The organism is Bradyrhizobium sp. SZCCHNR1015 (assembly GCF_032489875.1).
Lineage (GTDB): Bacteria > Pseudomonadota > Alphaproteobacteria > Rhizobiales > Xanthobacteraceae > Bradyrhizobium.
Genome location: NZ_JAUEYW010000001.1, coordinates 749,637 through 776,307 on the forward strand (window position 1 = coordinate 749,637; position 26,671 = coordinate 776,307).

The window sequence follows — 26,671 nt, forward strand, 5'->3', positions numbered from 1 at the left end:
GCGTTTTTCCAACCAGGATTCATTTCAGATGAGCATGGGATTGCGACAGACCCGCCGAACGTTCCTGGCGACGGCCGCGATGGCGGCAGCCGGCACCGTCATCTCGCCGAGACCAGGCCACGCCGCCGCGAAATATCGCCGCGCCAACGTCACCAGCGCGGAAGGCCAGAAGATGCTCGCGAGCTACGCCAAGGGCGTCGCCGCCATGCTGCAGCTTCCCGCAAACCATCCGCAGAACTGGTTCCGCAACGCGTTCATTCATCTGATGGACTGCCCGCACGGCAATTGGTGGTTCTATGTCTGGCATCGCGGCTATCTCGGCTATTTCGAGCAATCGATCCGCGCGCTCAGCGGCGACGACAGTTTCGCCCTGCCCTATTGGGACTGGACCGAGCTGCCGGAAATTCCTGCCGGCATGTTCGACGGCGTGCTGACGCCGACCGACAAGGCGTATCAGCCGTTCACCGGGAATCTCGCGGTCTTCACCTCGTTCATCAAGCCGGCGCTGACGGATTACTGGAACGGCCTGTCGAAGGACCAGCGCGGCCAGCTCGAGATCCGCGGCTACAAGTCGATCGACGATCTCTGGAACGACGTCACCGGCTTCTCGCCGTCCGCCAATGCCGGCATCTCCGGCAATGAGGCATTCGCGACCACCTGCGCCTCACGCTATCTGTCGCGCGACAATCCGAAGCTCGATGCTAAGACCACCTACGACGTCTCGCCGTTCGTGATCATGGCGGGCCTTCTGCCGACCGACTTCTACAACCCCGACAACTATCTGAGCTTCACCAGCTCGAAAACCGCTTCACACAACACCCAGCCGAATGGCGCGACCAAGTTCTCGACCTTGGAAGGTCTGCCGCACAACAAGGTCCACAACTACATCGGCGGTGTCGGCCCGCTCGATCCCGGCCCCTATGGCAACATGACCAATTTCCTGTCGCCGGTCGATCCGATCTTCTTCCTGCATCATTCGAACATGGACCGGCTCTGGGATGTCTGGACACGCAAGCAGCAGCGGCTCAAGCTACCCTACCTGCCGCAGGGGGCCGACCTGAAGACATTCTCGGACGAGCCGTTCCTGTTCTACGCCGATGGCAAGGGCGGCTATGTCGGCCCCAGCAAGGCCGGCGACTACATCTCGACCGATCGCTTCGACTACGATTATGCGCCGGGTTTCGGCGAGGACATCGTGGGTCCGCCCGCGGTCGCCTCGGCGCCGCAGATCAAGCCGCAGCAGGGCTCGGTCAAGGCCAATGCGGGCACGGTGAAGATTCCTGGCGACGCGCTCGAAGCGCACCTGGCGGCAACGCGGCCGCAGCCGCTGATGGCGCAGATCACGCTGCCCCGCCCGAGCGGCTATTCGACCGTGCGCGAGTTCGACGTCCTGGTGAACGCGCCCGCCAATGTCACCAAGGTCACGGCTGACAGCCCGTATTATGCAGGCACCATCGCCTTCTTCGGATCGATGATGCCGGGCATGGCCATGACCATGGATGCGACCTTCGCGGTGCCGCTGCCGACGAAGCAGGAGGCGTTCTCCGCCCTGCGGGCCGCGCCCAACCAGCCGCTGAGCATCCGCGTCGTGCCTTCGGGCGGCGTCGGCACCGCGCCGCCCCTGAAAGCGCTCTCGGTCGGACCGCTGCGCCGATGAACGGCAGGCGCGCCGCGCTGCGGGCCTGCGCCGTGCTGCTCTGTACCGTGCTGCTCTATACCTTGCTGCGACCGGCCTCGTCCTTGGCGGCGGAGCCCTTCAGGGCCGTCGATCTGGTCGTGCCGCGGCCATTGGATGCGAGCGACGCTGCGGTCGTCGAGATCAGCCTGGGCGCACTGGGGCGAGGCCAGGAGGTGACGGTGACGACCGCATCCGGGATGCCGCTCGGGACCATCTCGCCATTCGGCCTTCGCACTGGTGCGGAGGCCGGGACCTATGCGCTCCCGGTACCGAAGGAGGCCATCGAGGGTGGACGGCTGTCGATCCGCCTCAGCATCAGCCAACCCGGCGGCAGCCGCGCGCCGACGCCGCAGGAGGTTCGCGGCATCACGCTCAAGCTCGCTCCACGGCCGTGATCCGTCATCGGCGCCGCAAGCGCGCCGGTCTCAGAGCGTCCCGCTCCGCGCACGGTCCGCACGCGGCTCGAACGGGCTCGCCATGCTGGGCTGTCCGATCCAGGCGCGGTTGAGCAGCCGTGTGAACGGCGGACACGTCGTCCCCTCGATGCGCGCCATCGCCTCCTGATAGGGGCCAACGGTACGCAATCTCTCCGGCAGCAACGCGTAGGCGCGTGGCAGAAACCGCTTGGCCCGCGCCGCGCTGCGGCGTTCGCGCTCGCCATAGGGCAGCGCGAACGCAAGGCGCAGCCGCTCCGGCAGCATCTCGGCCGTCAGCGCCGTGAACCAGCGCGGCGGTGCGATCCACGTCGCCTCGCCCGAGAAGATGCGGTGCGCGATGTCGCGCGCGGCCGTGCCAACCGTGAGCGTCTCCGACGCCATCATCTCGGCCGCATAGACCTTGAACGACGTCCAGTCCGGCGGCATGGCCTCGTGTGGAATTCCGAACAGGCCCGCGAACCGCATGGCCTCGCGCCAATATTGCTCGCGCTCGGCATCGCCGAGCGGCGGACACAGCAGGCCGTAGGACATCATCGCGGTCTCGACCAGGGTGGCATGGACCCAGCGCAGCGCGTCGACGTCGTTGGCGCGATAGCGCGAGCCGGCGGCGAACGGTCCGACCGTCTCCGGCATCACGCCATCGACCGCGGCGTGCCGCCTATACAGCCGCCGCGCCACCGCGACCGCCTGCGCGCGCGTGCCGAACACCATGGTGTAGACGATGCTGAAGGTGCGGTGGAAACGGCCGAGCGGATCGGCGAACACTCTGGACTGCTCGGCAATGCCGGCCGCCACCCAGGGATGGGCGAGCTGCAACAGCAGCGCGCGGCCGGCGCCGAGAAACAGCGCGGCCTCGCGATGCACGCGCCACATCACGCTGTCGGACGGCAGCACGGTGTCGCCCGGCATCGCCGGCGCGGCCAGCAGTTCGGCGATGCAACGTTCGAAATCGGCCTCGCTGACGATCACGGCCGCTGCGGGATCTCCAGCCCGCGCTGCACCGCCGGCCGCGCCAGGCCGCGCTCCAGCCAGGCCGGCACGTGCTTGAGCTCATCGAAGGCGACGATGTCGCGCGCGCCGTAGAACCCGATCAGGTTGCGCACCCAGCCGAGCGTCGCGATGTCGGCGATGGTGTAGTCGGCGTCCATAATCCACTGCCGGCCGTCGAGCCTGTTGTCGAGTACGCCGAGCAGCCGCCTGCTCTCCGCGACGTAGCGCTGCAACGGCCGCTTGTCCTCGTAGTCACGGCCGGCGAATTTGTGGAAGAAGCCGAGCTGCCCGAACATCGGGCCGATGCCGCCCATCTGGAAATGCACCCACTGGATCGTCTGCCAGCGCCGCGCCGGATCGTCGGGGAGAAATTTCCCGGTCTTCTCGGCAAGGTACTGCAGGATCGCCCCGGATTCGAACAGGCCGAGCGGCTTGCCGCCGGGACCGTCGGGATCGATGATCGCGGGAATCTTGCCGTTCGGAGTGAGCGACAGGAATTCCGGCGTCTTCTGATCATCCTTGCCGAAATCGATCGCATGCGGCTCGTAGGCCAGGCCCGTCTCCTCCAGCATGATCGAGACCTTCACGCCGTTCGGCGTCGGCAGTGAATAGAGCTGGATGCGGTCGGGATGCCGCGCCGGCCAGCGCGTGGTGATCGGGAAGCTGGAGAGATCGGACATGATGGCTTTTTGCTCGCGCTGTCTCGTTGAGAGCTCAATCTAAGCCCGTGAACCGCCGCTGCAAGGTTCGATGCGGAACTGGCCGCGGCCGGCGATCTTATGTTGCTGCATCGTGCAGAAGGCCAGCATGCCGAGCCCGACCTACCGACTGATCATGCAGGCGATACTCACGCGCCAGCAGATTCTGTGCATCTATGGCGGCTTCGCCCGCGCGATCTGCCCGATCATCCTCGGCCACACCGCCGGCCGCGAGCGCGTGCTCGCGTTCCAGTTCGCGGGCGGCGCGAGCAGCGGCCTGCCGCCGGGCGGCCAATGCAAGTGCTTCGATGTCGCCGACATGAGCGAGGTCGAGCTGCGCCAGGGGCGCTGGCATTCCGGGCGCAGCCACCGCCGGCCGCAATATTGCGTCGCCGAGGTCGAGCTCGACGTCAATCCGGACAGCCCCTACGAGCCGAAACGACCGATCGCGACAGCGCAGCGCGGCAAGCTCCGGCGCAAGCGCTGACGCTACTGCGGCTCGCGCAGGCGCACGCGCAGCAGCGCCGGCAGCTTCGAGGTGGCGTCGTGCTGCGCGAGCTTGGCAGCGACGCGGCGCATCAGCGACGACGCGCCCTGCCTGGCAAACACCTTCATGCCGCGATAGCTGAAATCCACCACCACCTCGTGATGGCGCATGCCCTTGCCGCCCTTGACCAGGCCAAGGTCGCGCACCAGGCAATAATGCCCGTCGCTCATGCGTGCCAATCGGGTGTTCTCGAACATGCAGCGAAGCAATGCACCGAGTCGCAAATCCGTCAAGATTGACAGGAACGACTCATGAACCCAGCACGTCGGCAACGCGCCGCCGCGGTGCAAACGGCAGCGCCGGCCCGTAGCCGAAGCGCAGCACGAGATCCGGCCGCCTCGTCGTTCCGACCACGCGCGCCAGCTCTGGCCGCAACGCGGCGACTTCGACCGGCTGGTTGACGAAGGCGAGCTTCAGCCCCAGCCGCGTCGCTTCGAGCGCGAAGCGCTGGCACGCCTGCCCGACCCTGATCCAGTGCGAGGGATCGGCCTTCTCGGCTGCGAACACGGCAAGACCGGCAGATGAGCCGATCTGGCGCGCATATTTGTCGTTCTCTGCCGCCGCATCGAAGAGGTGGTCGAACGCGATGCCGCCGAGCGCGGTCGGCAACGACGGATTGCCGCTCGCGGGTGCAAACAGGCCGTCACCCGTTGCCATCGCGCTGCGCGGATTGAACCGCAGCCAGGACTTCAGCTCGCGCATGAACGCAACGTCGCGCATCTGGGCGTCATTGCCGGCGACGACGAGATCGCGGATGGCCGCAATCACAGTACGGTCCGCAATGAGTATGAGATCGACACCTCGCGTGGCTGCTGCCACCTGCAACGCCGCCAGATCGCCTGACGGCACGGCACGTCCGTCGTAGTCGGCACGTGTCGACTGTCTGCGGACGATCGCAGGCAATAGCGGATCGTCATGCGGCTCGGCGTTCATAAAGCTGTAGCGCACCGTCTGCCCATCGATGGCAACCTCGCCCCTTCGGCCGCTTGCAGCCGCCGCGATCGCGAGATTGGTGGCGGCGCAGCCGAGGCTGACGAACAGATGATGGTCATCCGGATCGACCACCGCCGTGCGCCGCGACAGATCGGGCAGGATCTCTATCGCATCGCCGGTGAGGCGAAAGCGCCACGGCTGGGTGTTGTGGCCGTTGGCGGCGAGTGTCGCGTAACGGATGACATCGGTGATCTCGGGCGATAGCGGCGCGCGCAGCCGGACGCTGTAGTCGTCATAGTCGCGCATCGTGCCGGTCGCGGCGCGCCAGGTGCCGGCGCCGAGTGCGGCCGCCGCAAGCGCGCCACCGCTGCCTATCAGGACCTGCCGTCGGTTCATGGCCATGCGCTCACATTGTTCGCCGCGATCTCGATGCATTGACGATAAGCATGCTCCGCATCGGCGCGTTGTTGCAGATCAAGGCCGCGGCAGCCGGCACGAACATCGACTCCATGCTGTTGACAGCACCAACAAAGCGGCGTATGTCCCGCGGCCTCGCGAGCGACTGCGCCCGCGATAAACATGAGCGAGACGATGTCCTTCGGCTACGAACACTTCATCCGCACGTCCAACGGCGTCATGCCGGTGGATGGCGCACGCCATGCTCGGGGGAGCGATCTTGCTTGAGGCAAGATCAACAGTCCGCATCACACGGACCCTCCCGAGCCAGCCGCTCCGGAGGGTTTTTTGTTGCCCTCACGCGAGCGGTCTGCACGGCGAAACCAACGGAAGTCCCGGCTGTCAGCCGGAACGGGAGACCCGGATCCCGGGGCTCGCGCAGGTGATGCGCGTGCCCGAGCGCGCGGGGCCTGTCGGAGGGAACGAGGCGGCAACGCCGGACACCGATGACAGAGCGAGCTTCAAGGAGCTCGCAACATGCGGCGCCGAAGAGCGCCGCAGACAAGCTATTTGAATCCCGGCCGTTCGCGGCCGGGAGCTGCTGGTGGTGAAGATCGCGGATCCTTCGCGCCAATGCGGCCGCGCGCCGCCTTCGATTGATCGTACCGTGGAATCCGTCAAGCGAGATGGGTGTGTCGCGGGTTGCGGTGAGGCTGATGCCAAGCCTGCGTTTCGATCGTCGTATCGCCGTGATTGCCTGTTCCCCAGCAAACCATCAACGCTGCTCGACCGCACGCACGGCCGGGCGGCCAAGGCGGTGGTGAAGATGTCTGTTACTTCGTTGAAACCGAGCGCCCCAAAGGGGGGGGCAGCAACAGCATCGCCGATTCCCCGCCGACGTCATCCACGAGCCGTGGTGAAGACGACTGTTACTTCGCCTTGCACGCCAGAGGTCGCGGGTTCGACTCCCGCCCGGTGTCCTGCCGGTAGCTCAGAGGTCAGAGCGCTGTCCGGTCCATCAGCGACCGGGTCTCAGTCGTCGCCTGTTCCCGGCTCGCGATCCATCTCAACCGGTGACCGTCATCGAACAGGCGGTCACGTCGTTACGGCGCGGCGACCTGCTGCGCCGCCTTCTTCCACGCGCCGTGGTGAAGAGTGCTGATACTTCGATTGCGGATCGAGAGGTCGTGGGTTCGACTCCCATCCGGCGTTCCATGCGCCGGTAGCTCAGCGGCAGAGCACTATCCGCTCCATGCGAGTGGAGCGGAACTCAGCATTCGCCCGTTCCCGGCGCGTGGTCATCTGTGACGCATGGTCTCCGCACGAGATCACGCGCGACGTCCCTTCCACCCGTCATCAACCAAGATCAACCCAAGAGGAGGCCACCATGGTCAGGCTCAACAAGTTCCTGCGCGCCTTCACCCATGAGGGTGCGCCGTCCCGGCAGCTCGCCCCTGCGCAGGCGCTACAGCGCACGCTGATGAGCTGCCTGCTGTGGGAGGACCAGTTCTACGAGGACGGGATCGCGATCGCCGAGCGCATCAAGGCGCTGGTGCCGCTGGTCGCGCCGCGCGAGGTGGCTCAGATCGCGGTCCGTGCACGCGAGGAGATGAAGCTGAGGCATGCGCCGCTGCTCGTCGCCCGCGAGATGGCGCGGCTGCCCACGCACCGTGCGCTGGTCGCCGAGACGCTGGCGCGCATCATCCAGCGGCCGGACGAGACGACCGAGCTGCTCGCGATCTACTGGGCGGACGCTCTCGGTCCGCAGCAGCAGCGCAAGCGGCAGCCGGTCTCGGCGCAGGTCAAGAAGGGGCTGGCGAAGGCGTTTTCAAAGTTCGACGCCTATCAGCTCGCGAAGTATGACCGCGAGGGGCCGGTTCGGCTCCGCGACGTCCTGTTCCTGGTTCACGCCAGGCCCAGGGATGCCGCGCAGGAGGCGGTGTGGAAGCAGCTCGTCGATGGCGGGCTGCCGTCGCCCGACACCTGGGAGGTCGCGCTGTCGGCCGGTGCGGACAAGCGTGCGAGCTTCGAGCGGCTGCTCTCAGAGAAGCGGCTCGGAGCGCTGGCGCTGCTGCGCAACCTGCGGCTCATGCAGCAGGCCGGGGTGTCGCGGGCGATCATCGCGGCCGCGATCGAGACGATGCGGACGGACAGGATCCTGCCGTATCGGTTCATCACGGCGGCCCGGCATGCGCCGGACTTCGAGCCCGAGCTCGAGGCCGCGATGCTCCGGTCGATCAAGGGCTACGCGCGGCTTCCGGGCCGCACGCGGCTTCTGATCGACGTCTCCGGCTCGATGTTCGCATCGCTGTCGGCGAAGTCGGAGATGACGCGCGCGGACGCGGCGTGCGGGCTGGCGATCCTGGCCCGCGAGGTCTGCGACGAGGTGGAGATCTTCACGTTCAGCGACAAGGTCGTGAAGGTGCCGCCGCGGCGTGGCTTTGCGCTGCGCGACGCGATCCTGGGATCGCAGCCGCATTCCGGGACCTATCTCGGCCGTGCGGTCAAGGAGGTCGACCACAAGGGAGACCGCCTGATCGTCTTCACCGACGAGCAGAGCCACGATGCGGTGCCGTCGCCGCGGGCGCGCGGGACCATGGTCAATGTGGCGTCGTACCAGCACGGGGTCGGCTACGGACCCTGGACGCGGGTCGACGGCTTCTCCGAGGCCGTGATCGCCTGGATCGCGGCGCATGAGGAGACTCTGCGCGGCGCGACCCTGCACTGACGACAACCGACCCGGACGCGTCACAGACGCGCCCGGGTCTTCCGTTAACCAGGCACATTCGGCGGCGACTTGAGCTGCTTGGCTTCAAGGCGTCTGCTTGAGCAGCGGCGCCACGGTTTCGATCTCGTCGGTCATGACGCCGCCGGTAAAGTTCTTGGGCAACCTGGCGATGTCGTCCGGTGTGTCCAGCCCGGCCGAGAACGCCTCACCACTATAGGAGCCGAGGACGAAGACGCTGCTTTCGGCGCGTGTCATGCGCGCGAGGAATCGATCCGGCCAGCCCCACAGCCACGGCGCGACATTGATCGGGACCAGCACCATCATGTTGTGGCACGCGGGCGGCACCAGGCCGGTCCAGCCATAGCCGAGATAACGGACCAGGCAGCTCTTCAGCATGCCGCGCGACATGACCTTGAGATCCGGCAGAGACTCCCTGAGCGTCGCGATCGGTGCGTCGCCGCCATAGACCATCAGTCGCGCCCGTCGCGCGCCTGGCAAGCGCGCCAGAGCATCCGCCAGCAGTCGGCCTTCCGCCGGATCATTGCTCTTGACGTTGATCAGGAAAGGCTTGTCCGGAAAGGCTGCGAGCACCTCGTCCAGCGACGGCATCAGGCCGACGCCCTTTCCGCGGAATGGAAACGTGCGCCCACCATCGGCGGTGTAGCCATAACCGATGTCGAGCTGCCGCAACGCCGTCATCGCATGCTCGCGCGTGACGCCCTTGCCATCGGTGCGACAGTCGAGCGTCCAGTCATGGAACACCGCGAACTGGCCATCGGTGGTTCGGTGCACGTCGAATTCCACGATATCGGCGCCGGCCAGAAAGCTGGCGCGCATCGAGGCGATGGTGTTCTCGAGATACTCATGCGTCGGCGGCAGCATCCGCGCCGCGGTGCAGGTTTCGCTCGTCAGGCCGGTGCGATCGAACTGCTGTGACATCCCTCGATGAGCCAGGAGATGCAGCCGCCCAGTCTCCTTTGTCACCTGCAGATTGGCGTTGTTGAAGAACATGAAGCCGGCGCAGATCAGCACCAGCAGCCCGGCGATTTTCATGACTCTGCTCATGCGATGTCAATTCCATGATGATTCGAGCCGAATTGCGTCCCTGCCCTCGTTCTCCGCAAGAGTCGTCCTGCGGAGATGGCGCACCTTTTGTCCAGCGCTCCCAGAGCCGATGCGAAAGCGAATGCGAGAACGGCCACCGCCAAACTTTGGCTTCGAAGCACTGGATCGTTGTTTCCTCATCCGGTATCTGACCTCATGTACCTGTCCATCGCCACCACCCATCAGCCTGCCACCGATCTCGGCTACCTGCTCAACAAGCATCCGGAGCGGCTGCACGAGCTCGCGCTCACCTATGGCAAGGCGCTGATCTTCTATCCCGAGGCCAGCAATGATCGCTGCGAGGCGGCGCTGGTGCTCGACGTCGATCCGATCGGCCTCGTCCGTGGCAACGGTCAGGGCGAAGGGCTGCTCGATCAATATGTCAACGACCGCCCCTATGCCGCGTCGTCGTTCCTGTCGGTCGCGCTGAACAAGGCGTTCCGGACCGCGATGAACGGCGTCAGCAGCGCGCGCCAGGCGCTCGCCGAGAGCGCCATTCCGTTGGAGGCGGTCGTGACACCCCTGCCCCTGCGCGGCGGCGAAGCCGTGCTGCGGCAATTGTTCGAGCCGTTGGGCTGGCAGGTCGAACTCGCACCCATTGCGGGACCACAGGGCGATGCGATGAGCCGCTACGTGCGACTGACATTGCGCGGCATTGCGCGGCTCAGCGCACTGCTCAACCATCTCTACGTGCTGATCCCCGTGATGGACGATGCCAAGCATTACTGGGTCGGCGACGAGGAGATCGACAAGCTGCTCAAGCGCGGCGAAGGCTGGCTCGACGCCCATCCTGCCAAGGAGCTGATCGTGCGCCGCTATCTGCGCCACCGCGGCGTGCTCGCGCGTGCGGCGCTGGCACGGCTCGCGCCGGAGACGCAGGACGAGACGGCCGAGCCCGAGGCGCGCAGCCTGACAGAAGACAAATTGGAGGCGCCGATCCGGCTCAACGACCTGCGCATGACGGCGGTCATCGAGGCGCTGCGGACCATCGGTGCCAAGACCATCGCCGATCTCGGCTGCGGCGAAGGCCGGCTGCTGCAGCTTCTGGTACGCGAACGCTGGGTCGAACGACTGATCGGGCTCGATCCCGCGGCCGGCGAGCTGGAGCGCGCGGCCAAACGGCTCAAGCTGGGCTTCCCCGGTGGCCCGCCCGAGGGCCGCGTCACCTTGCTGCACGGCTCGCTGACCTATCGCGACGCGCGCTGGGCGGAGGCCGACGCCGCTGTTCTGGTCGAGGTGATCGAGCACCTCGATCCCGACCGGCTGCCGATGCTCGAGCGCGTGGTGTTCGGCGCCGCGCGGCCGCGCGCGGTGATCGTGACCACACCGAACGCCGACTACAACGCACTGTTTCCAAGCCTGCCCGCCGGACAGTTTCGCCACCGCGACCATCGCTTCGAATGGTCGCGCGCCGAGTTTGCCGACTGGGCGCAGCGGATCTGCGCAACCTTCAACTATCAGGCCGCCTTCTCCGGCATCGGCCATCACGACGAGAGCCATGGCGCGCCGACGCAGATGGCCGTCTTCACTCGCTGAGCAATTCCATGAACATCGAAATCCCCGATTTCGCGCTGGTCGTGCTGATCGGCTCGACCGGCTCCGGCAAGTCGACCTTCGCCGCCAGGCATTTCCTTCCGACCGAGGTGATCTCCTCGGACCATTGCCGCGCGCTGGTCGCCGACGACGAGACCGACCAGGGCGTCTCCGCCGACGCGTTCGACATCGTCCGCGAAATTGCCGGCAAGCGGCTGAAGCACCGCAGGCTCGCCGTCATCGACGCCACAAATGTGCGCCCTGCCGACCGGAAGGGCTGGGTCGAGCTCGCGCGCAAATGGCATGCGCTGCCGGTCGCGATCGTGTTCGATCCCGGCATCGACGTCTGCATCGACAGAAACAGGACGCGTCCCGAGCGCGCCTTCGGCGGCCCCGTCGTGCAGCGCATGGTCTCGGAGATCCGCCGTGGTCTCGGTGGGCTGCAGCGCGAGGGCTTTCGCCAGGTGTGGAAGCTCGACAGCGTCGCGCGCATCGAGGCCGCCACCATTGCGCGGCAGCCGCTGTGGACGGACAAGCGCCACGATGCCGGACCGTTCGACATCATCGGTGACGTACACGGCTGCGCGGCCGAATTGCAGGCGCTGCTGGCGAAGCTCGGCTATCAGGTCACATGGAGCGACACAGAGGGTCGACGCGCCGTCACAGTGACGTCGCCCGCGGGCCGCAAGCTCGTCTTCGTCGGCGACCTCGTCGACCGCGGCCCGCAGTCACCCGATGTGCTGCGCATCGTCATGAGCATGGTGGCGGCCGGCACCGCCTATGCCGTGCAGGGCAATCACGACCGCAAATTCCAGCGCTGGCTGGCGGGCCGCAAGGTCACGATCGCGCACGGCCTGCAGGCCACGATCGATCAGCTCGCCAGCGAGGAGCGAAGCTTCCGCGACACTCTGCCGGGCTTTCTCGACGGGCTGCGCAGCCATGTCTGGCTCGACGGCGGCCGGCTCGCGGTGGCGCATGCCGGGCTGAAGGAGGAGATGATCGGCCGCGGCTCCGGCGCAGTGCGCGAATTCGCGCTGTATGGCGAAACCACCGGCGAGATCGACGAATTCGGCCTGCCCTTGCGCGCCGACTGGGCCGCGAACTACCGCGGACCGACCACCGTGGTCTACGGTCACACGCCGGTGCGATCAGCCGAATGGGTCAACAACACCATGTGCATCGACACCGGCTGCGTGTTCGGCGGCCGGCTGACAGCGCTGCGCTGGCCGGAGCGTGAGCTCGTCGAGGTCGAGGCCGAGCGCGTCTGGTGCGAGCCGGTCCGTCCGCTCGCGCCTCGCGCCGGCAGCGCCTCCGCGCAGGCCGAGGCCGATCAGCTGCTCGATATCGATGACGTGAGCGGCCGCCGCTGGATCGACACCACGCTGCGCGGCCGCATGGTCGTGGCCGAGGAGAACGCGGCCGCCGCGCTGGAGGTGATGAGCCGCTTCGCGCTGCCGCCGCAATGGCTGGTCTATCTGCCGCCGACCATGTCGCCATCGGAGACGAGCGCGCGCGAGGGTTGGCTGGAACGGCCCGAGGAGGCGTTCGCGCATTTCCGCGCCCGCAACGTTGCCGAGGTCGTGTGCGAGGAGAAGCACATGGGCTCGCGCGCCGTCATTGCGCTATGCAACAGCGCCGATGTTGCCAGGGCCCGCTTCGGCATCGCAGGCGACGAGAGCGGCGCGATCTGGACCCGCACCGGCCGCGCCTTCTTCAACGATGCCGCGATGACCGAGGCGCTGCTGGCACGGCTGCGTGACGCTGTCGACAGCGCCGGCCTGTGGCAGGAGCTGCAATCCGACTGGCTGCTGCTCGACGCCGAGATCATGCCCTGGTCGGCCAAGGCCGGCAGCCTGATCGAGAGCCAGTACGCGCCGGTCGCGGCGTCATCGGTCGCCGGCCTCGAAGCAGCAGCCGACGCAGTGGCGCGCGCCGCCGCGCGTGGCCTCGATGTCGCCGCGCTCGGCGACCATTTCCGCGATCGTGTCGCGCGCGCCAAGCGCTATGGCGCTGCCTGGGCGCCTTATGTCTGGCCGGTCGGCGGCATCGACGATCTCAAGGTCGCGCCGTTTCATCTGCTCGCCAGCGAGGGCCGGGTCTGGTTCGATCAGGACCACGTCTGGCACATGACGCTCGCCGATCGGCTGGCCGCCGCATCAGCATCCGTCGTCACCCGCACGCAATGGCGCACTGTTGTGCTGGCCGACGACACGGCCGTCGCCGACGCCATCGCGTGGTGGGAGCAGCTCACGGGAAGCGGCGGCGAAGGCATGGTGGTGAAGCCGAAAAACTTCGTCGCGCGCGGACCGAAGGGCCTCATTCAGCCGGCGCTCAAGGTGCGCGGGCCGGAATATCTGCGCATCATCTACGGCCCGGAATATGATGCGCCGGAGCACATCGTCCGGCTGCGCCAGCGCAAGCTCGAGGGCAAGCGCAACCTGGCCCTGCGCGAGTTCGCGCTCGGCCACGAGGCGCTGACCCGCTTCGTCGCCCGCGAGCCGCTGCGCCGCGTGCACGAATGCGTGTTCGCGGTGCTGGCCTTGGAGAGCGAGCCGATCGATCCGCGGCTGTGATTCAGGCGTTGCGTCGCGCTCAGCCGAGCGCGGCGCGAACTGTCATCAACGCGAAGCCAAGCAGGTTGAGACCACGCCAGCGCGCGGGATCGCGCGCCCGCGGATCATCGGCGGCGAGGCCGATACCCCAGATGCGGTCGACTGGACTCGCCTCGACCAGCACGGCGTTGCCGGTGGCACGGAGCCACTCCGCAAGCGCCGGGTTCTGGCCGAACTTCGCGGCGTTGCCGCGCACGGCGACGTCGAGCCGGTGCGCGGTCCAGCGCGCGTCGTCGAAGCCGCGCACCTCCCGTCCGAGCTTCTTCGCCTCCGACGGACCCGGCGCGGCGAGAATGGCGTCCAGCGTCTCGCGGTCGCCAAACAGCTCGGCCTTCTGCGCCATCATGTAGTGCTCGGCGGTCGCATAGGTCCGCCCGTCGAGCGCGAACGCTGCCGGCCACCACTGGCTGAGCACGTGCTTGCCGATCTCGCTCGTCTTGGCAGTGTGTCCCCAGAACAGCAGAAGCTCCGGCGCGCGACCGCCAGCAATTGCAGCCTTCAGAGACTCGACATCTTCAATTGGCATCACGACCCCATTTCGTTGCGGGCAGCGACCGGGTGTGCCAGATTTTCCTGCGATGGACAAACCTGTCCCACGTGAGCCACGGCCCTTACGCTCCGAACGCGCGCAAAATTCGGCCGCTTTGGAATCGGACATATCGACGCCGCCGAGCTGAAGGAAGCAGTGAGCATGGGATCGTTCATCACCAACCTCCACGTTCGCGACGCCGCACCTCGCGCGGTCATCGAGGCGCTCAAGTCTCTCGGCGTCGTTCCGGCCTATGTGCGTGGCTCGCCTGCCGATGCCTGGACCAGCATTTTTCCTCAAGCCGCGTTTCAAGATGAAGCGGGCCTGTCGGCTCTGGCGCTCGCGCTTTCGAGCGCGCTGCAACGGCCGGTCATCGCCTTCATCGTCCATGACAGCGATATCCTGCTGTATCTTCTCGTCGATGACGGCAAGCAGCGCGACAGCTACAACTCGGCACCCGGCTATTTCACCGGCGAGAACCTGCCGCCCGAGGGCGGTGAGCCCGAGGCGCTGGCAACCTATTGCAGGGCGGACAACGCGACGGACCAGCTGTCGCGGCTGCTGCATCCCGAGCGACATTCCGCCGACCAGGCGCAATCATCGGGACAAACGGAGCACGAGATGATCCTCGACGCGGTGCGTAAGAAAGCGATCCAGGCCTATCCGATAATTGCCGCCAAGATGCCGAATCCGCCGAGCCTCGAGCAATATCTCGCCGACATCGAAAGGCGCATGGCCACAAGGCCTGCCGCAACCGTCCCCACGCCGTCCCCAGCCAAGCCGTTCATGTTTGCCGAAGACAGGTTGACGGGCCTCGCCGAGCTTCTCGGCATTCCGAGCGGACGTGCCCTGGACAGTTATCACGACCTCTCCGGTGGCGAGGGCACGCCCGGAATGTTGACGCTGATCGGGCCGGACGGCGAAACCGAGATCAGCTTGTCTTGAGTGCGCGGACCGGCTTCTGAGACCCGTCTCGTCATCCCAGCGCGCAGCCGCGGGGGCGCACGAGCGAGCCGATCGAGCGGCGGGGTGAGCGTAGGACGGTGGCCTCAGGTCGACGAGGGTGAGCTTCCGCAGGGCCGCTGACATCGTCACCGATGTGCCGGCTGCCTTCGAGGAGATCGAAGCCATCGCGGTCATGCTGCTGACGCAGCAGGTATTGGTACTGCCACTCGATGTCGGCGATATCATCATCGTGGAGCAGCTTCCTGGCAGTCACGCCGTTTCCTCCAGGCACGATTCCCGGAACGCGAAGCCGTTCCTCCGGCGCGATCCCCTTCGGCTTGATCCTGCGCAACGAACGGACGCAGGACACACGCTACCTCGCTACCGTGCCTACACCACTCCCCAAGGAGGCTTGAATGAGGACGTCCTTGCAACTCGCCATCGTCATCGCCGCCATCGCGGCCATGCCCGCTTTCGCTCAGGGAACCGGGCCGGTGGCAACGCAATGCGCCGCTGACATCCAGAGCTTCTGCTCCGGCAAGCAGCACGGCGCAGGCCAGGTTCGCGCCTGCCTCGAGACCAACCGCGAGAAAGTCTCAGCGGATTGCCGCCAGGCTCTCGACACGACGGGACCCGGCCGAGGCAAAGGCCAAAGACGCTGAGCATGCGCATCGGCTGGCCTGGCCCCGTTCCGGGTGCAGGCCAGCCGGCAACTTCCACGGCGATCCGGCTTCGCCCGGGCGAGATCGTCTGCGCCCAGACGAAGCCGATCTTCGGCGCCAAACACCAGCCCTTCCAATGCGATCGAGGTTCGCACGCCGCGTCCACGAAAATTTCGCTTTCGTTTTTCCGAATTTTATGAAATACGCCGCCTGTCCCGCCTCGCCATGAGGGGCGCTTCGCGATCGTCACGAACGTGGAGGCGGTGATGCGACGGGCGCAGGCTGCCGCAGCATGGTTCTCCGTGCGGACGAACGGCAGAAGGCGCCGGCGAAATCGTGTGGTCCTGGCCTCCCGATGCTGAGGTCAAGCCGGCCGAGATGATGACCGGCTGGCGACGGGGGCAAACAAGCCGGTCCCCGGGGAGAGCACGTATAAGCCGTCAAACCGTTGCGCAGGGAAGGCCGGAATGTCCGGCTGAGCCTGTGGTTCCTGCCCCGTGCACTTCTTCACGCACGGGGGCCGCGGGTATCAGCGGATACCCGGTCTTCCCTGCGCCCTCTCCTCTCGAGAGGGACATCGTTCTGATATCACCCGGGCGCGCAACGCGCCGCGGGATCGCGATCGCATATCCGGCTGTTTGACATTCACATCAGAACAATCCGTTCAGCAGAACAATCCGTTCAGCGAGATGGGCGCGAGCTCTCACTTGCCATCGTCGAGATGGACCAGCACCGCCGCATTGGCGATGATGATGGCGTCGCTGCCGGCCTCGGCCGGAATCTCCAGCCCGCCCTTCACGGCGGTGACGGTGACCGTGCCATAGGGCAGCTCCTTGGCGACGGCCGTGGTGTCCACCGCCTCGGGGTTCGGCACGCCGATGGTGACGTCGACGAACATGTCCTGCGGCGTCTTGCCGACCATGCGGAAGAAGCCCAGGCTGGAATGACGGATCGCATCGGACACCGCCCGCCTGGCCGCCTTGGTGGCGTCGCGGCCGTGGACGTCGACGCCCATTCCCATCTCGGTGATACAGCGGATGCGCGCCATGACGTGTTCCCTCGTCTCGCTTTGCCGGCCTGGCACGACCATAGCCAACGACGCAGCCGGCGCAAGCCGGTGCAGATCGACGACGATCTCCGCATCAAAACGGTCATCCATTGCGGGCGTATATCGTACATGATGACGCTCAGAACTGACGCTGAGAAAGCCCGTGAGATGGTCTCGGGTCGCGGGCATCGGGCTTGCGCGCCTGCCGTAACTGCCGCCGAGATGACCCGTCATGATGCCGGCGAACCGCGCAACGTCACACCGCGCAGTAGCGATCCTGGATGTCCTTGTCGGCCAGCAGCGCCGCAGCGCTGCTCTCATGCACGACATCGCCCTGGTCAATGATGACGGCGCGATCGGCGAGCCGCAGCGCCCATTCGACGTTCTGCTCCACCAGCAGCAAGGTCTTGCCCTGGTCGCGCAGCCGGCGAAACAGCACGCCCATCTCCTCGACGAGCACCGGCATGATGCCTTCGGAGGGCTCGTCGAGCAGCACCATGCGCGGCCGCGCGATCAAGGCGCGCGCGATCGCCAGCATCTGCTGCTCGCCGCCCGACAGCGTGACGCCCTCCTGGTCCAGCCGCTCGTTCAATCGCGGAAAGGTCTCGGCGATCTCGGCGAATGCCACGCGCTCGTCGATGTCGGCCTTGGCGGCGACCAGCCCAAGCCGCAGATTCTCGCGCACGGACAGGCCCGGCACGATGCGACGCTCCTCCGGCACATAGGCGAGGCCGAGATGGAAGCGCTTGTGCGCGGCCAGCGGCAGCAGGCCCTGGCCGGCGAAGCGCACGCTGCCCGAGGCCTTCGGCATCAGTCCCATGACGGTACGCAAGGTCGTGGTCTTGCCGGCGCCGTTGCGGCCGACCAGCGCCACCACCTCACCCTCGTTCACGCGCAGCGAGATGCCGTGCAGCACGTGGCTAGCGCCGTACCAGGCCTGGACATTGTCGAGCTCGAGCAACGCGGTCTCAGCCATAGCCCTCACTCTGTCCCAGATAGACCCGGCGCACGTCCGGATTGGATCGGATGTCCTCAGGACGACCATCGGCGAGCAGCCGGCCGTGATGCAGCACCAGCACCCGCTGGCTCAAGCCGAGCACCATCTTCATCTTGTGCTCGACCAGCAGCACCGTGCGCTTCTCCGCGAGCCGCTCCAGCAGCGCCACCATCTCCTTGGTCTCTTCCGGCCCCATGCCCGCGGTCGGCTCGTCGAGCAGCAGAAGCTCCGGCTCGGAGACCAGCGCAATCGCGATCTCCAGCGCGCGCTGCTGGCCATGGGCGAGATACTTGGCGAGCTCGCCGCGCCGGCCGATCAGGCCGACCGCCATCAAGGCTGCATCGGCGCGTTCGCCGAGTTCGGCAAGATCGGCGCGCTTGCGCCAGATGTCGTAGCTCACGCGCTTGGCCTGCGCGGCGACCCGGACATTCTCGTGGACCGACAAATCGGGAAAGATGTTGGTGATCTGGTACGAGCGCGAGATGCCCTGATGCACGAAGCGATGCTGCGGCAGGCCGTTCAGCTCGCGGCCCTTGAACCGCAACGTGCCGCTGCTCGGCGACAGCGTGCCGGAGAGAATGTTGAAGAAGGTGCTCTTGCCGGCCCCGTTCGGGCCGATGATCGAGGTCAGCTCGCCGGCCGCGAACGCGACCGAGATGCCTTCCAGCGCGACGAAGGCGCCGAAACGACGGCCGATCCCGTCGGCGCGCAGCAGCTCGGTGCTCATCGGCGTTGCCTCGCGATCGGCAGCACATCGAGGAACGTGCCCCAGATGCCCTTGGGCAGGAACAGCACGAACACGACGAAGATGGCGCCGACGACGATCTGCCAATGCGGCGTCCACAGCGAGACGACGTCCTCCAGGATCAGGAAGGTAGCGGCGCCGACGAACGGCCCGAAGAAGCTGCGTGCGCCACCGAGCAGCACCATCATCACGATCATGCCGGAGGTCTGGTAGTGCAGGATGTCGAGCGGAACGATGGACAGATGCAGCGCCGACATGCAGCCGCCGACGGCGGAGATCGCGCCCGACAGCATGAATACGATCAGCTTGCAGCGCTCGACGTCGTAGCCGCAGGCCCGCGCACGCTGCTCGTTCTCCCTGATCGCCTCGATCACGGCGCCGAACGGCGAGTTGAGGATCCGCGACTGCACCCAGATCGCGATCGCCGCGAGCACCATCAGCACGTAATATTTGTTCACGGGATCGAGGAAGTTGATCTGCGCGCCGAACAGGCCGATGTGATCGACCGTGAAGCCGCGCAGTCCGTTCTCGCCGCCGGTGAACGAGGAGGCCTGCAGCGCGACGTAGTAGACGAGTTGCGCCAGCGCGAGCGTGACCATGGAGAAATAGATGCCGCGGGTGCGCGTCGAGATCGTGCCGATCAACGCGGCGAGCAAGGTGCTCGCGGCGATCGCCAGCGGCACCGCGGCGAACCAGGGCAGGCCCCAGCGGCCGATGGCGATGCCGGTCAGATACGCGCCGGTGCCGAAGAAGGCGGCGTGGCCGAACGACAGCAGCCCGGTGTAGCCGAACAGCAGATTGTAGCCCATCACCACGACGCCGTAGATCAGGACGTTCACGGCGAGCGCCTTCGACGGCAGCAGCCAGGGCAGCAGCGCCAGCGCAATGAGCGAGACCAGCACGCGGTGATCCGCGAGAACCGCGACGAGACGCTGCGCCTGAGGAAGCGGCGGTGCTTCGCCGGTCGACTGCACCGTCATCACGCTCTCCCCTTGAGGCCGAACAGACCCTGCGGCCGCACCAGCAGCACGGCCGCCATCAGCGCGAACATCACGATCGTCGCCATCTCGGGCGCGAACAGCGCGACCATGCTGATGCAGATCCCCACCATCAGCCCGGCGACGACAGCACCGACGATCGAGCCAAGGCCGCCGATCACGGTGACGACGAAGGCTTCCGCCAGCACCAGCGTTCCCATCTCCGGATTGACGCTGCGCATGGGTCCCGCCAGCACGCCGCCGAGCGCGGCGAGACCGACGCCAAGGCCGAAGATCGCGAGCCACACCTTGCCGATGTCGACCCCGAGCACCCGCATGATCAGCGGATCACGCGCGCCGGCCCGGACGATCAGACCGACCCGGGTCTTCTCCAGCATCAGCCAGAGCACCAGCAGCACGACGGCCACCAGCGCGATCACGAACAGACGATATTTGGGAAAGAAGCCGACACCGAGATCGACGACGCCGACCAACTGCGACGGGGTCGGGAACGGAATGCCATCGCTGCCGAATACGATGCGCACGCCCTCGACCAGGATGTAGCTGAGACCGAAAGTGAGCAGGAGGGGATCATCGATCGAGCGGCCATACAGGCGACGGACCAGGACGTATTCGATCAGCATGCCGAATGCGCCGACCAGAATTGGCGCGAGCAGCAAGCCCCACCAGAAGCTGCCGGTCAGCGACGCCACATACAGGCCGGCATAGGCCCCGATCATGAACAACGCGCCGTGGGCGAAATTGACGACACCCAGCATGCCGAACACGATGGTGAGACCGAGCGCAGTGATAACCAGCACCGCCCCAAGGGCGATGCCGGAAAACAGCTGCATGATGATCAGCGAGAGGTCCATGCGATCGGGATCAGGTGGGATGACCCAGTTCGCTGCAGCTTCGCAGCATCTCGTCCGCCCCGGGATCGCTGGCTACGATCGCGAACAGGTCGTTCTCGTTGGCCATCGCCGACTTCTTCTTGGACTCCAGCACCAGCACCGACTGCACCGACTGGTGGTCGCATTTGCGGTAGTGCTGCGGGCCCTTGGTCAGGTCGTATTGCAGTCCTTCCAGTGCCGCGCCGACCTTGTCGGTGTCGGTGCCGCCGGCGGCCTGCATCGCCTGCAGCAGCGAGCCGACGCCCGAGTAGCCATAGGCGCCGTAATCGGTCGGGATCGCGCCGCCATTGGCGGCCCGGAACGCCTTGTTGAACTCGGCCGCGGTCTTGTTCTGGGTCTCGAGACCCCAATAATAGTTGGCTCCGCCGACGACGCCCTCGAATACGTCGGGCCCGACGGCGAGGCGCTGGTTGTGCAGGATCACCGGCACCACGATCTTCATCTGCTGCTTGATGCCGAAGTCGACCGCCTGCTTGATCGCGTTGGCTTGGTCGCGGCCGAAATTGCTGATGCACAGCACGTCCGGGCGCAGCGACATCAGCCGCGGCATGAAGGTCGAATAGTCGGCCGCACCGAACGGATGCAGGATCTCGCCGACGCTCTCGGCGCCAACAGCGGCCTGCGCCCGCTTGAAGCCGCGCAGCATCTCATGGCCGTAGGCATAGTCGGCCACGAGATGCGCGACCTTCATGCCCTTCTTGATGGTCTGGCGGGCCACGGCCGCCGTGGTCATGTGCGGGTTCAGCGCCTCGTGGAAGGTGTATTTGCTGAAATCCTTGGCCTCGTTGATGGTGTCGGACTGGCTGATCGACACGTAGATCACGCCGCGGGCGCGCGTCACCTCGTTGACGGCGAGCTGGACGGCGCTGGAGAGCGCGCCGACGACGGCGTGCACCTTGTCCTTCTCGATCAGCTCCAGCGTCCGCGTCGCGGCCTCGCCGGCGTTGAGCTTGTCATCGCGCACCAGGAGCTCGACCTTGCGGCCGGCGATGCCCCCCTTGTCGTTGACCAGCTTCACGGCGAGCTCGGCGCACTTGACCTGGTCACGGGCCTCGGCGGCGAACGGGCCGGTCAGCGGCGTCGGAAAGCCGATGCGGATGGTGTCATCGGCGGCGCGTCCCAGGCGCGGCATCGCGAGCGTGGCGACACCGGCCGACATCCCCATCAGCGCCGTGCGGCGGGATATTCCTGTGCGTCGCAGCCTCGTCTCGTAGCTTGGCATGATCTCCTCCCTCATTCGTTTTTCTTAGAACCGGTTGAGCGCCTTGAGCACGCGCGCGGGCGTGATCGGGATGGTGTTGATGGTCGCGCCGAAGGGCATCAGCGCATCATTGACCGCATTCAGCACGCAGGCCGAGGCAGCGGCGGTGCCGGCCTCGCCGCAGCCCTTTGCGCCGAGAATGGTGTCCGCCGTCGGCGTCTCGACGTGATCGATGGTGATGTCCGGCATCTCCATCGCCATCGGCAACAGATAGTCGGCCAGCGATCCGTTGAGCAACTGGCCGGTCTCACCGTAACGGCATTCCTCGAACAGCGCCGCGCCCAGACCCTGAACGACACCGCCGCGCAACTGCTCGTCGACCAGCATCGGATTGATGATGCGGCCGCAGTCCTCGACGACATAGTGCTTCAGCAGCCTGATGAAGCCGGTCTCGACATCGACTTCGAGATAGCAGCCTTGAATGCCGTTGGTGAAGGCGAAGGGGTAGCCCTGCGGCGCGAAATGATGGCTGACCGTCAGTTGCGCCTGGGTGCCCGGCGGCAAGGTGTCGGAGCGGAAATAGGCGATGCGCGCGATCTCGGCGACCGGCAGACGCGGCTGCCCCGTCGCGGCACTGACGATCTGGCCATCGACGACGTCGAGCGCGGCGGGCTGCTCCTGCAGCACCAGCGCGGCAATCTCCAGAATGTTTGCCTTGAGCTTCCGCGCGGCCTGCAGTGCCGTCTCGCCACCGATGCCCGCGCCGCGGCAGGCCCAGGTCGCACCACCATGCGGCGTGACCTCGGTATCGCCGGTGATGATCTTGACGTGCTCCTGGGCGAGGCCGAGCTGCTCGGCGACGATCTGGCTGATGATCGCCTCGGTGCCCTGCCCCTGCTCCGTCACGGAGATCGCGCAGCGCACCTCGCCCGACGGCGTCAGGCTGACGGTCGCGCCATCCTGCGACGAGATGCGCGCGCCGCCGACGCCGTAGAAGGCCGGACTGGGGTTCGTAATCTCGACGAAGGTCGCGATGCCGATGCCGCGATGGATACCGCGCCGGCGCAGCTCGGCCTGCTCGGCCCGTAGCGCGTCATAGTCCATGATCTCGCGCAGCCGCCGCAGGCAGACTTCGTGCGACAGCGCCTCGAACCTGTAGCCGGTCGGCGAAGCCGTCGGATAGGCATTGTCGGCAATCACGTTCCTGGCGCGCATCGCGAATGGATCGAGCCCGACGCGAGCAGCGGCGAGATCCACCATGCGCTCGGTGACCGCGCAGGCGATGGGATGTCCGACCGCGCGATACTGGCTGGTCTGCACCTTGTTCTGGAATACGACCTCGAGCTCGGTGCGATAGGACTTGAAATCATAGGGCGCACCGATCAGGCGGATGACCTGGTTGCCTTCGACGACGCTGGTGCGCGGATAGGTCGAGAACGCGCCGATCGCCGTGGCATCGTGGACATCCATGGCGAGGATCTTGCCGTCGGTACCAACGGCCATGCGCGCGTGGACATGGTGATCGCGGGCATGAATATCCGAGACGAAGGACTCGATGCGATCGGCGACGTATTTGACCGGGCGCCCGAGCAGGATCGACAATCCGACGACCGCCATGTCCTCGTGATAGACATGCAGCTTCATGCCGAACGAGCCGCCGATGTCCGGCGCGATTACGCGCACGCGGGCTTCCGGGATGCCGTAGTGACGGGAATACAGGTCCTGGAACTGATACGGCGTCTGCGTCGCATGATGCACCGTCAGCGCGCCGCTCTCGGGATCATAGTCCGCAATGATGGCGCGCGGCTCGAGCGTCACCGGCGTATGGCGGCCGAAGCTGAAGTCCTGCTCGATCACGTGCGCGGCCGACGCGAAGGCCTCGTCGACGCCGCCGCTGTCGAGCTGCGTACGGAAGCAGACGTTGGATGCGGAAGCCGGATTGACCCGCGGTGTCCGCGGCTGGCGCGCGGCGTCGAGATCGACCACCGCCGGCAGCTCCTCGTAACCGACCGAGATCAGCTCCAGCGCATCCTCCGCGATCGCCCTGCTCTCGGCAACCACGGCAATCACGGCCTGGCCGGCCCAGACGACGCGATCGAGCGGCAACGGCAGCTGCGGCTCGGACGTCATGCCCTTGAAATGATCGAGTGTTCCGGTCCATGGCGTACAGATCTTCGCCAGATCAGCGCCGGTCGCGACCAGATGAACGCCCGCAAGCGCCCGCGCCGCATCGACCTCGATGCCGGTGATGCGTGCATGAGCATAAGGGCTGCGCAGGAAGGCAGCGTACAGCATGCGCGGCAGGCGAATGTCGGTCACGTAGCGCCCGCGTCCGGCGAGCAGCCGCTTCGCATTCGGACGCGGGACGGAGCGGCCGATATAGGAATTCGGACGGTCGAGCGAGGTCAGCGGCACGGTCATGGCGACGAGCCCTCCGCGCCCTGCGATGGCGTTGCCGCCCGTGCCGCGGCGACCGCGGCAATGGCGTCGACGATCGCTTCGTATCCGGTGCAGCGGCAGAAATTGCCCGAGAGCGCGTCGCGGATGCTCTCGCGACTCGGCCGTGCCGAATGGGTCAACAGCTCATGAGCGGTGATCAGCATGCCCGGCGTGCAGAACCCGCATTGCAGCGCATTGCGCCGATGAAACTCGGCTTGCAGGTCGGCGATCACGCCGCTCTCCGAGAGCCCCTCGATGGTCTCGATGCGCGCACCATCGGCCTGCACCGCAAACATCAGGCAACCATGCACGGCAGCGCCGTCGAGCTGAACCAGACAGGCGCCGCAGGCGCCCATCTCGCAACCGGCATGCGTGCCGGTCAATTCGAGCTGCTGGCGAAGACAATCCACCAGCGTGTCGCGGGGCGCGACGTCACACGCCACCTTGCGGCCGTTGACGATGAGGCGAATACGGACCTGCTCCTCGGCCTCGATGTCGACCGGCGCGCTCATGCGGCTTCTCCGATCCGTCCCAGCAGACGGCCGAGCAGAACGCGCGCCAGATGCAGGCGCATCGCCGCCGGAACATCGTCGCTGTCAGCAGGCGCGAGATCGTCGTCGAGCGCGGCCTGCGCGGCCGCAATCCGTGCCGCATCGATCCGGCTGCCCGTGAGGACTGCCTCCGCCCGTCTCGCACGGGTCGGGATATTGCCGACCGAGAAGAACGCGATGCGGAGGCGCTCGATCAGATCGCCCTGGCAGGTCGCGAGCAGACCGCAACCGACCAGTGCATAGTCGCCGCGCCGGCGGGCCAGCTCATCGAACGCGATGCGCTGACCGGCTTTGAAGAGAGGAACATGAACCGCAACGAGGAGCTCGCCGGGCGCGATCGCAGTCTCAAAAAGGTCGGTGAAGAAGTCGTCGGCCTTGACGCGGCGCAGGCCGGACGCGCCGGCAATCTCGATCTCGGCGTCGAGCGCCAGCACCATCGCCGGAAATTCGGAGGCCGGGTCGGCCAGCGCGACGCTGCCGCCAAAGGTCCCGCGATTGCGGATGGCAGGATGCGCGACGAACGGCGCCGCGGCACGCAACAGCGGGGCAAACTCGGCAATCAAGGGATCGGTCAGCATCTCGCAGTGCCGGGTCAAGGCGCCGATCCGCAACCATTCGCCGTCCCGCGTGATGCCGCGCAGCTCTGCAATGTGGTTGATATCGATCAGAGTTCGCGGGGCCTGGAGACGCAACGCCAGCGCCGGAACCAGGCTCTGGCCACCGGCAATGAATCGCGCATCGTCGCCGGCGCTCGCATGAGCTTCGAGCGCCTCGCCGATCGTGTGTGCACGAAAATAGCTGAAAGCCCTCGCTTTCATCCGTTTCCTCGCCGCCAGGGCTCGCCAGCCCGAAATTCCAGATTTGTAACCATCTGGTCTCAAAACAATTGCACGCGGCGGCAGTGCGGTCAACCAGAAACGAACGATTGGTCACAAATCTGCTTTCGGGTATCAGACAGGCTCGTCGCCACAATCGATTGAGACCATGGCCAGGACTCCGAAGACAGCGAGCGTTGAGACGAAGGGCCGCATTGGTGGACGCCCGCGCAAAACCGACGGCCGCCCACAGGCGAGGCGCCGCAACATGCGCGCTGCCGACCGCGAGCGCCTGATCGTGGATGAAGCGATCCGCTTTTTCGCCGAGCGCGGCTTCGAAGGCCAGACGCGGGAGCTCGCCAAGCGCATGGGCATCGCGCATTCGGTGATCTACCGGCACTTCCCCAGCAAGGAAGCCCTCATCGAACGCGTCTATCAGGAGGTCTATCTGAGCCGCTGGTCGCAGGACTGGGGCCCGCTGATCCGCGATCGCAGCCATCCGCTCAAGGCGCGACTGACCGGCTTCTATCTCGACTACGTGGCGCGCGTGTTCGAATACAACTGGGTGCGGATCTTCGTGTTCTCCGGCATGAAGTCGTTCGGCATCACCGGCCGCTATCTCGACCTCGTCCGGCGCGAGATCATCGAGCCTGCCGCGATCGAGCTGCGGCATGAACTGCAGCTCCCGGACACCGCGACCCACCCCCTCGGCAGCCGCGAGGCGGAGATGTTCTGGGGACTGCACGGACGCATCTTCTATCTCGCGATCCGAAAGTTCATCTACGAAACACCCGTTCCATCCGATCTCGAGCAGACCGTCCGTGATGCGATCGACCTCTTCATGGACGGCGCCAGACTGGCACTCCCGCGACTGCTGCACGACGATCAGGCCGGACCATTACGATGATCCGGCCCGTCGTCGACGACCGTCACGCCGTCCGGCCGCGCCCGCCCTTGATCTTCGCGGCGACGAGATACGATAGCGGCATGGCGACGACGAATCCGACCAGCGCCGCCAACGGCAGGTCTTTCATCGGACTCGCGACCAGCCCCTGCACCGTCAACAATGCCGTCACCGCGCTGCCTGCCAGCACCGTGCCCAGCATGACCCAGATGAGAATTGCGACCTTGAACATCTGTCCTTCTCCGCCAGTAGGAAAGCTTTCGATCCCTTGACGCGAGAATGCTCTGC

At 66.3% G+C, this 26,671-nt stretch carries 26 protein-coding genes and 1 tRNA gene; 10 read left to right on the forward strand and 17 right to left on the reverse strand.

The features are described from left to right. Positions 1-28 precede the first annotated feature (28 nt). Positions 29-1,657 (forward strand): tyrosinase family protein, encoded by a 1,629-nt coding sequence (locus QX128_RS03475; protein ID WP_316215608.1) that lies wholly within the window; start codon positions 29-31, stop codon positions 1,655-1,657. Continuing rightward, positions 1,654-2,073, forward strand: coding sequence for a hypothetical protein (locus tag QX128_RS03480; protein WP_316236663.1), 420 nt, complete (start codon positions 1,654-1,656; stop codon positions 2,071-2,073). The genes QX128_RS03475 and QX128_RS03480 overlap by 4 nt, the downstream gene beginning before the upstream one ends. Positions 2,074-2,103: 30 nt before the next feature. Here the strand turns inward: QX128_RS03480 and QX128_RS03485 are convergent, their stop codons facing one another. Further along, positions 2,104-3,084, reverse strand: coding sequence for an oxygenase MpaB family protein (locus QX128_RS03485; RefSeq protein ID WP_316236664.1), 981 nt, complete (start codon positions 3,082-3,084; stop codon positions 2,104-2,106). Further along, positions 3,081-3,785, reverse strand: coding sequence for a glutathione S-transferase N-terminal domain-containing protein (locus tag QX128_RS03490; protein WP_316236665.1), 705 nt, complete (start codon positions 3,783-3,785; stop codon positions 3,081-3,083). Before QX128_RS03490 ends, QX128_RS03485 begins: the two co-directional genes overlap by 4 nt. Positions 3,786-3,912: 127 nt before the next feature. Between QX128_RS03490 and QX128_RS03495 the strand changes: the two genes are divergently transcribed. Further along, complete coding sequence (locus tag QX128_RS03495) at positions 3,913-4,290, forward strand: hypothetical protein (protein ID WP_316236666.1); 378 nt, start codon at positions 3,913-3,915, stop codon at positions 4,288-4,290. A 2-nt stretch (positions 4,291-4,292) separates the two neighbouring features. On the opposite strand, the gene QX128_RS03500 is transcribed toward QX128_RS03495, so the two are convergent. Then, complete coding sequence (locus QX128_RS03500) at positions 4,293-4,520, reverse strand: hypothetical protein (RefSeq protein WP_316236667.1); 228 nt, start codon at positions 4,518-4,520, stop codon at positions 4,293-4,295. Positions 4,521-4,599: 79 nt separating this feature from the next. Beyond that, positions 4,600-5,679 (reverse strand): Acg family FMN-binding oxidoreductase, encoded by a 1,080-nt coding sequence (locus QX128_RS03505; protein WP_316236668.1) that lies wholly within the window; start codon positions 5,677-5,679, stop codon positions 4,600-4,602. Positions 5,680-6,819: 1,140 nt separating this feature from the next. On the opposite strand from QX128_RS03505, the gene QX128_RS03510 reads away from it, so the two are divergent. Both QX128_RS03510 and QX128_RS03515 read left to right on the forward strand, forming a co-directional pair. Then, a tRNA-OTHER gene (locus QX128_RS03510) sits at positions 6,820-6,894 on the forward strand. Positions 6,895-7,066: 172 nt separating this feature from the next. Then, on the forward strand, positions 7,067-8,407 hold the full coding sequence (locus tag QX128_RS03515; RefSeq protein ID WP_316236669.1) for a vWA domain-containing protein: 1,341 nt from the start codon (positions 7,067-7,069) through the stop codon (positions 8,405-8,407). A gap of 84 nt (positions 8,408-8,491) precedes the next feature. Here QX128_RS03515 and QX128_RS03520 read toward each other — a convergent pair whose 3' ends face one another. Further along, positions 8,492-9,472: a glycerophosphodiester phosphodiesterase family protein gene (locus tag QX128_RS03520; protein WP_410053126.1), complete on the reverse strand. Its 981-nt coding sequence runs from the start codon at positions 9,470-9,472 to the stop codon at positions 8,492-8,494. A gap of 195 nt (positions 9,473-9,667) precedes the next feature. Between QX128_RS03520 and QX128_RS03525 the strand changes: the two genes are divergently transcribed. Continuing rightward, positions 9,668-11,047 carry a 3' terminal RNA ribose 2'-O-methyltransferase Hen1 gene (locus QX128_RS03525; RefSeq protein ID WP_316236670.1) on the forward strand — a complete coding sequence of 460 codons (1,380 nt, stop codon included), beginning with the start codon at positions 9,668-9,670 and terminating at the stop codon, positions 11,045-11,047. 8 nt (positions 11,048-11,055) lie between these two features. Continuing rightward, positions 11,056-13,617 carry a polynucleotide kinase-phosphatase gene (locus QX128_RS03530; protein ID WP_316236671.1) on the forward strand — a complete coding sequence of 854 codons (2,562 nt, stop codon included), beginning with the start codon at positions 11,056-11,058 and terminating at the stop codon, positions 13,615-13,617. 19 nt (positions 13,618-13,636) lie between these two features. Here the strand turns inward: QX128_RS03530 and QX128_RS03535 are convergent, their stop codons facing one another. Continuing rightward, positions 13,637-14,182, reverse strand: a complete 546-nt coding sequence (locus QX128_RS03535; protein ID WP_316236672.1) for an NADAR family protein — start codon at positions 14,180-14,182, stop codon at positions 13,637-13,639. Positions 14,183-14,347: 165 nt separating this feature from the next. On the opposite strand from QX128_RS03535, the gene QX128_RS03540 reads away from it, so the two are divergent. Next, complete coding sequence (locus tag QX128_RS03540) at positions 14,348-15,130, forward strand: hypothetical protein (RefSeq protein ID WP_316236673.1); 783 nt, start codon at positions 14,348-14,350, stop codon at positions 15,128-15,130. A 31-nt stretch (positions 15,131-15,161) separates the two neighbouring features. On the opposite strand, the gene QX128_RS03545 is transcribed toward QX128_RS03540, so the two are convergent. Beyond that, entirely contained in the window at positions 15,162-15,404 is a 243-nt protein-coding gene (locus tag QX128_RS03545) for a hypothetical protein (protein WP_316181011.1), read from the reverse strand. Between the two features lie 154 nt (positions 15,405-15,558). Here QX128_RS03545 and QX128_RS03550 point away from each other — a divergent pair, with 154 nt between their 5' ends. Beyond that, complete coding sequence (locus tag QX128_RS03550) at positions 15,559-15,792, forward strand: cysteine rich repeat-containing protein (RefSeq protein WP_316181013.1); 234 nt, start codon at positions 15,559-15,561, stop codon at positions 15,790-15,792. A 703-nt stretch (positions 15,793-16,495) separates the two neighbouring features. On the opposite strand, the gene QX128_RS03555 is transcribed toward QX128_RS03550, so the two are convergent. The 9 genes from QX128_RS03555 to QX128_RS03595 form a co-directional block, all read right to left on the reverse strand. Then, a complete protein-coding gene (locus QX128_RS03555; RefSeq protein WP_316236720.1) occupies positions 16,496-16,840 on the reverse strand; it encodes a Lin0512 family protein in 345 nt (114 codons plus the stop codon). Positions 16,841-17,096: 256 nt separating this feature from the next. Beyond that, positions 17,097-17,816, reverse strand: a complete 720-nt coding sequence (locus QX128_RS03560) for an ABC transporter ATP-binding protein (protein ID WP_316236674.1) — start codon at positions 17,814-17,816, stop codon at positions 17,097-17,099. Next, positions 17,809-18,564, reverse strand: coding sequence for an ABC transporter ATP-binding protein (locus tag QX128_RS03565; protein ID WP_315800370.1), 756 nt, complete (start codon positions 18,562-18,564; stop codon positions 17,809-17,811). The genes QX128_RS03560 and QX128_RS03565 overlap by 8 nt, the downstream gene beginning before the upstream one ends. Beyond that, positions 18,561-19,562 carry a branched-chain amino acid ABC transporter permease gene (locus QX128_RS03570; RefSeq protein WP_316236675.1) on the reverse strand — a complete coding sequence of 334 codons (1,002 nt, stop codon included), beginning with the start codon at positions 19,560-19,562 and terminating at the stop codon, positions 18,561-18,563. Before QX128_RS03570 ends, QX128_RS03565 begins: the two co-directional genes overlap by 4 nt. Further along, positions 19,562-20,434, reverse strand: coding sequence for a branched-chain amino acid ABC transporter permease (locus QX128_RS03575; RefSeq protein WP_315800372.1), 873 nt, complete (start codon positions 20,432-20,434; stop codon positions 19,562-19,564). The genes QX128_RS03570 and QX128_RS03575 overlap by 1 nt, the downstream gene beginning before the upstream one ends. Positions 20,435-20,444: 10 nt before the next feature. After that, positions 20,445-21,695: an ABC transporter substrate-binding protein gene (locus tag QX128_RS03580; protein WP_316236676.1), complete on the reverse strand. Its 1,251-nt coding sequence runs from the start codon at positions 21,693-21,695 to the stop codon at positions 20,445-20,447. 24 nt (positions 21,696-21,719) lie between these two features. Next, positions 21,720-24,095 (reverse strand): xanthine dehydrogenase family protein molybdopterin-binding subunit, encoded by a 2,376-nt coding sequence (locus QX128_RS03585; protein ID WP_316236677.1) that lies wholly within the window; start codon positions 24,093-24,095, stop codon positions 21,720-21,722. Continuing rightward, a complete protein-coding gene (locus QX128_RS03590; protein ID WP_316236678.1) occupies positions 24,092-24,625 on the reverse strand; it encodes a (2Fe-2S)-binding protein in 534 nt (177 codons plus the stop codon). Before QX128_RS03590 ends, QX128_RS03585 begins: the two co-directional genes overlap by 4 nt. Continuing rightward, positions 24,622-25,482 carry a xanthine dehydrogenase family protein subunit M gene (locus tag QX128_RS03595; RefSeq protein ID WP_316236721.1) on the reverse strand — a complete coding sequence of 287 codons (861 nt, stop codon included), beginning with the start codon at positions 25,480-25,482 and terminating at the stop codon, positions 24,622-24,624. The genes QX128_RS03590 and QX128_RS03595 overlap by 4 nt, the downstream gene beginning before the upstream one ends. A gap of 265 nt (positions 25,483-25,747) precedes the next feature. Between QX128_RS03595 and QX128_RS03600 the strand changes: the two genes are divergently transcribed. After that, positions 25,748-26,386 carry a TetR/AcrR family transcriptional regulator gene (locus QX128_RS03600; protein ID WP_315800376.1) on the forward strand — a complete coding sequence of 213 codons (639 nt, stop codon included), beginning with the start codon at positions 25,748-25,750 and terminating at the stop codon, positions 26,384-26,386. Positions 26,387-26,408: 22 nt separating this feature from the next. On the opposite strand, the gene QX128_RS03605 is transcribed toward QX128_RS03600, so the two are convergent. Next, positions 26,409-26,615 carry a hypothetical protein gene (locus QX128_RS03605; RefSeq protein ID WP_315712536.1) on the reverse strand — a complete coding sequence of 69 codons (207 nt, stop codon included), beginning with the start codon at positions 26,613-26,615 and terminating at the stop codon, positions 26,409-26,411. Positions 26,616-26,671: the final 56 nt, after the last annotated feature.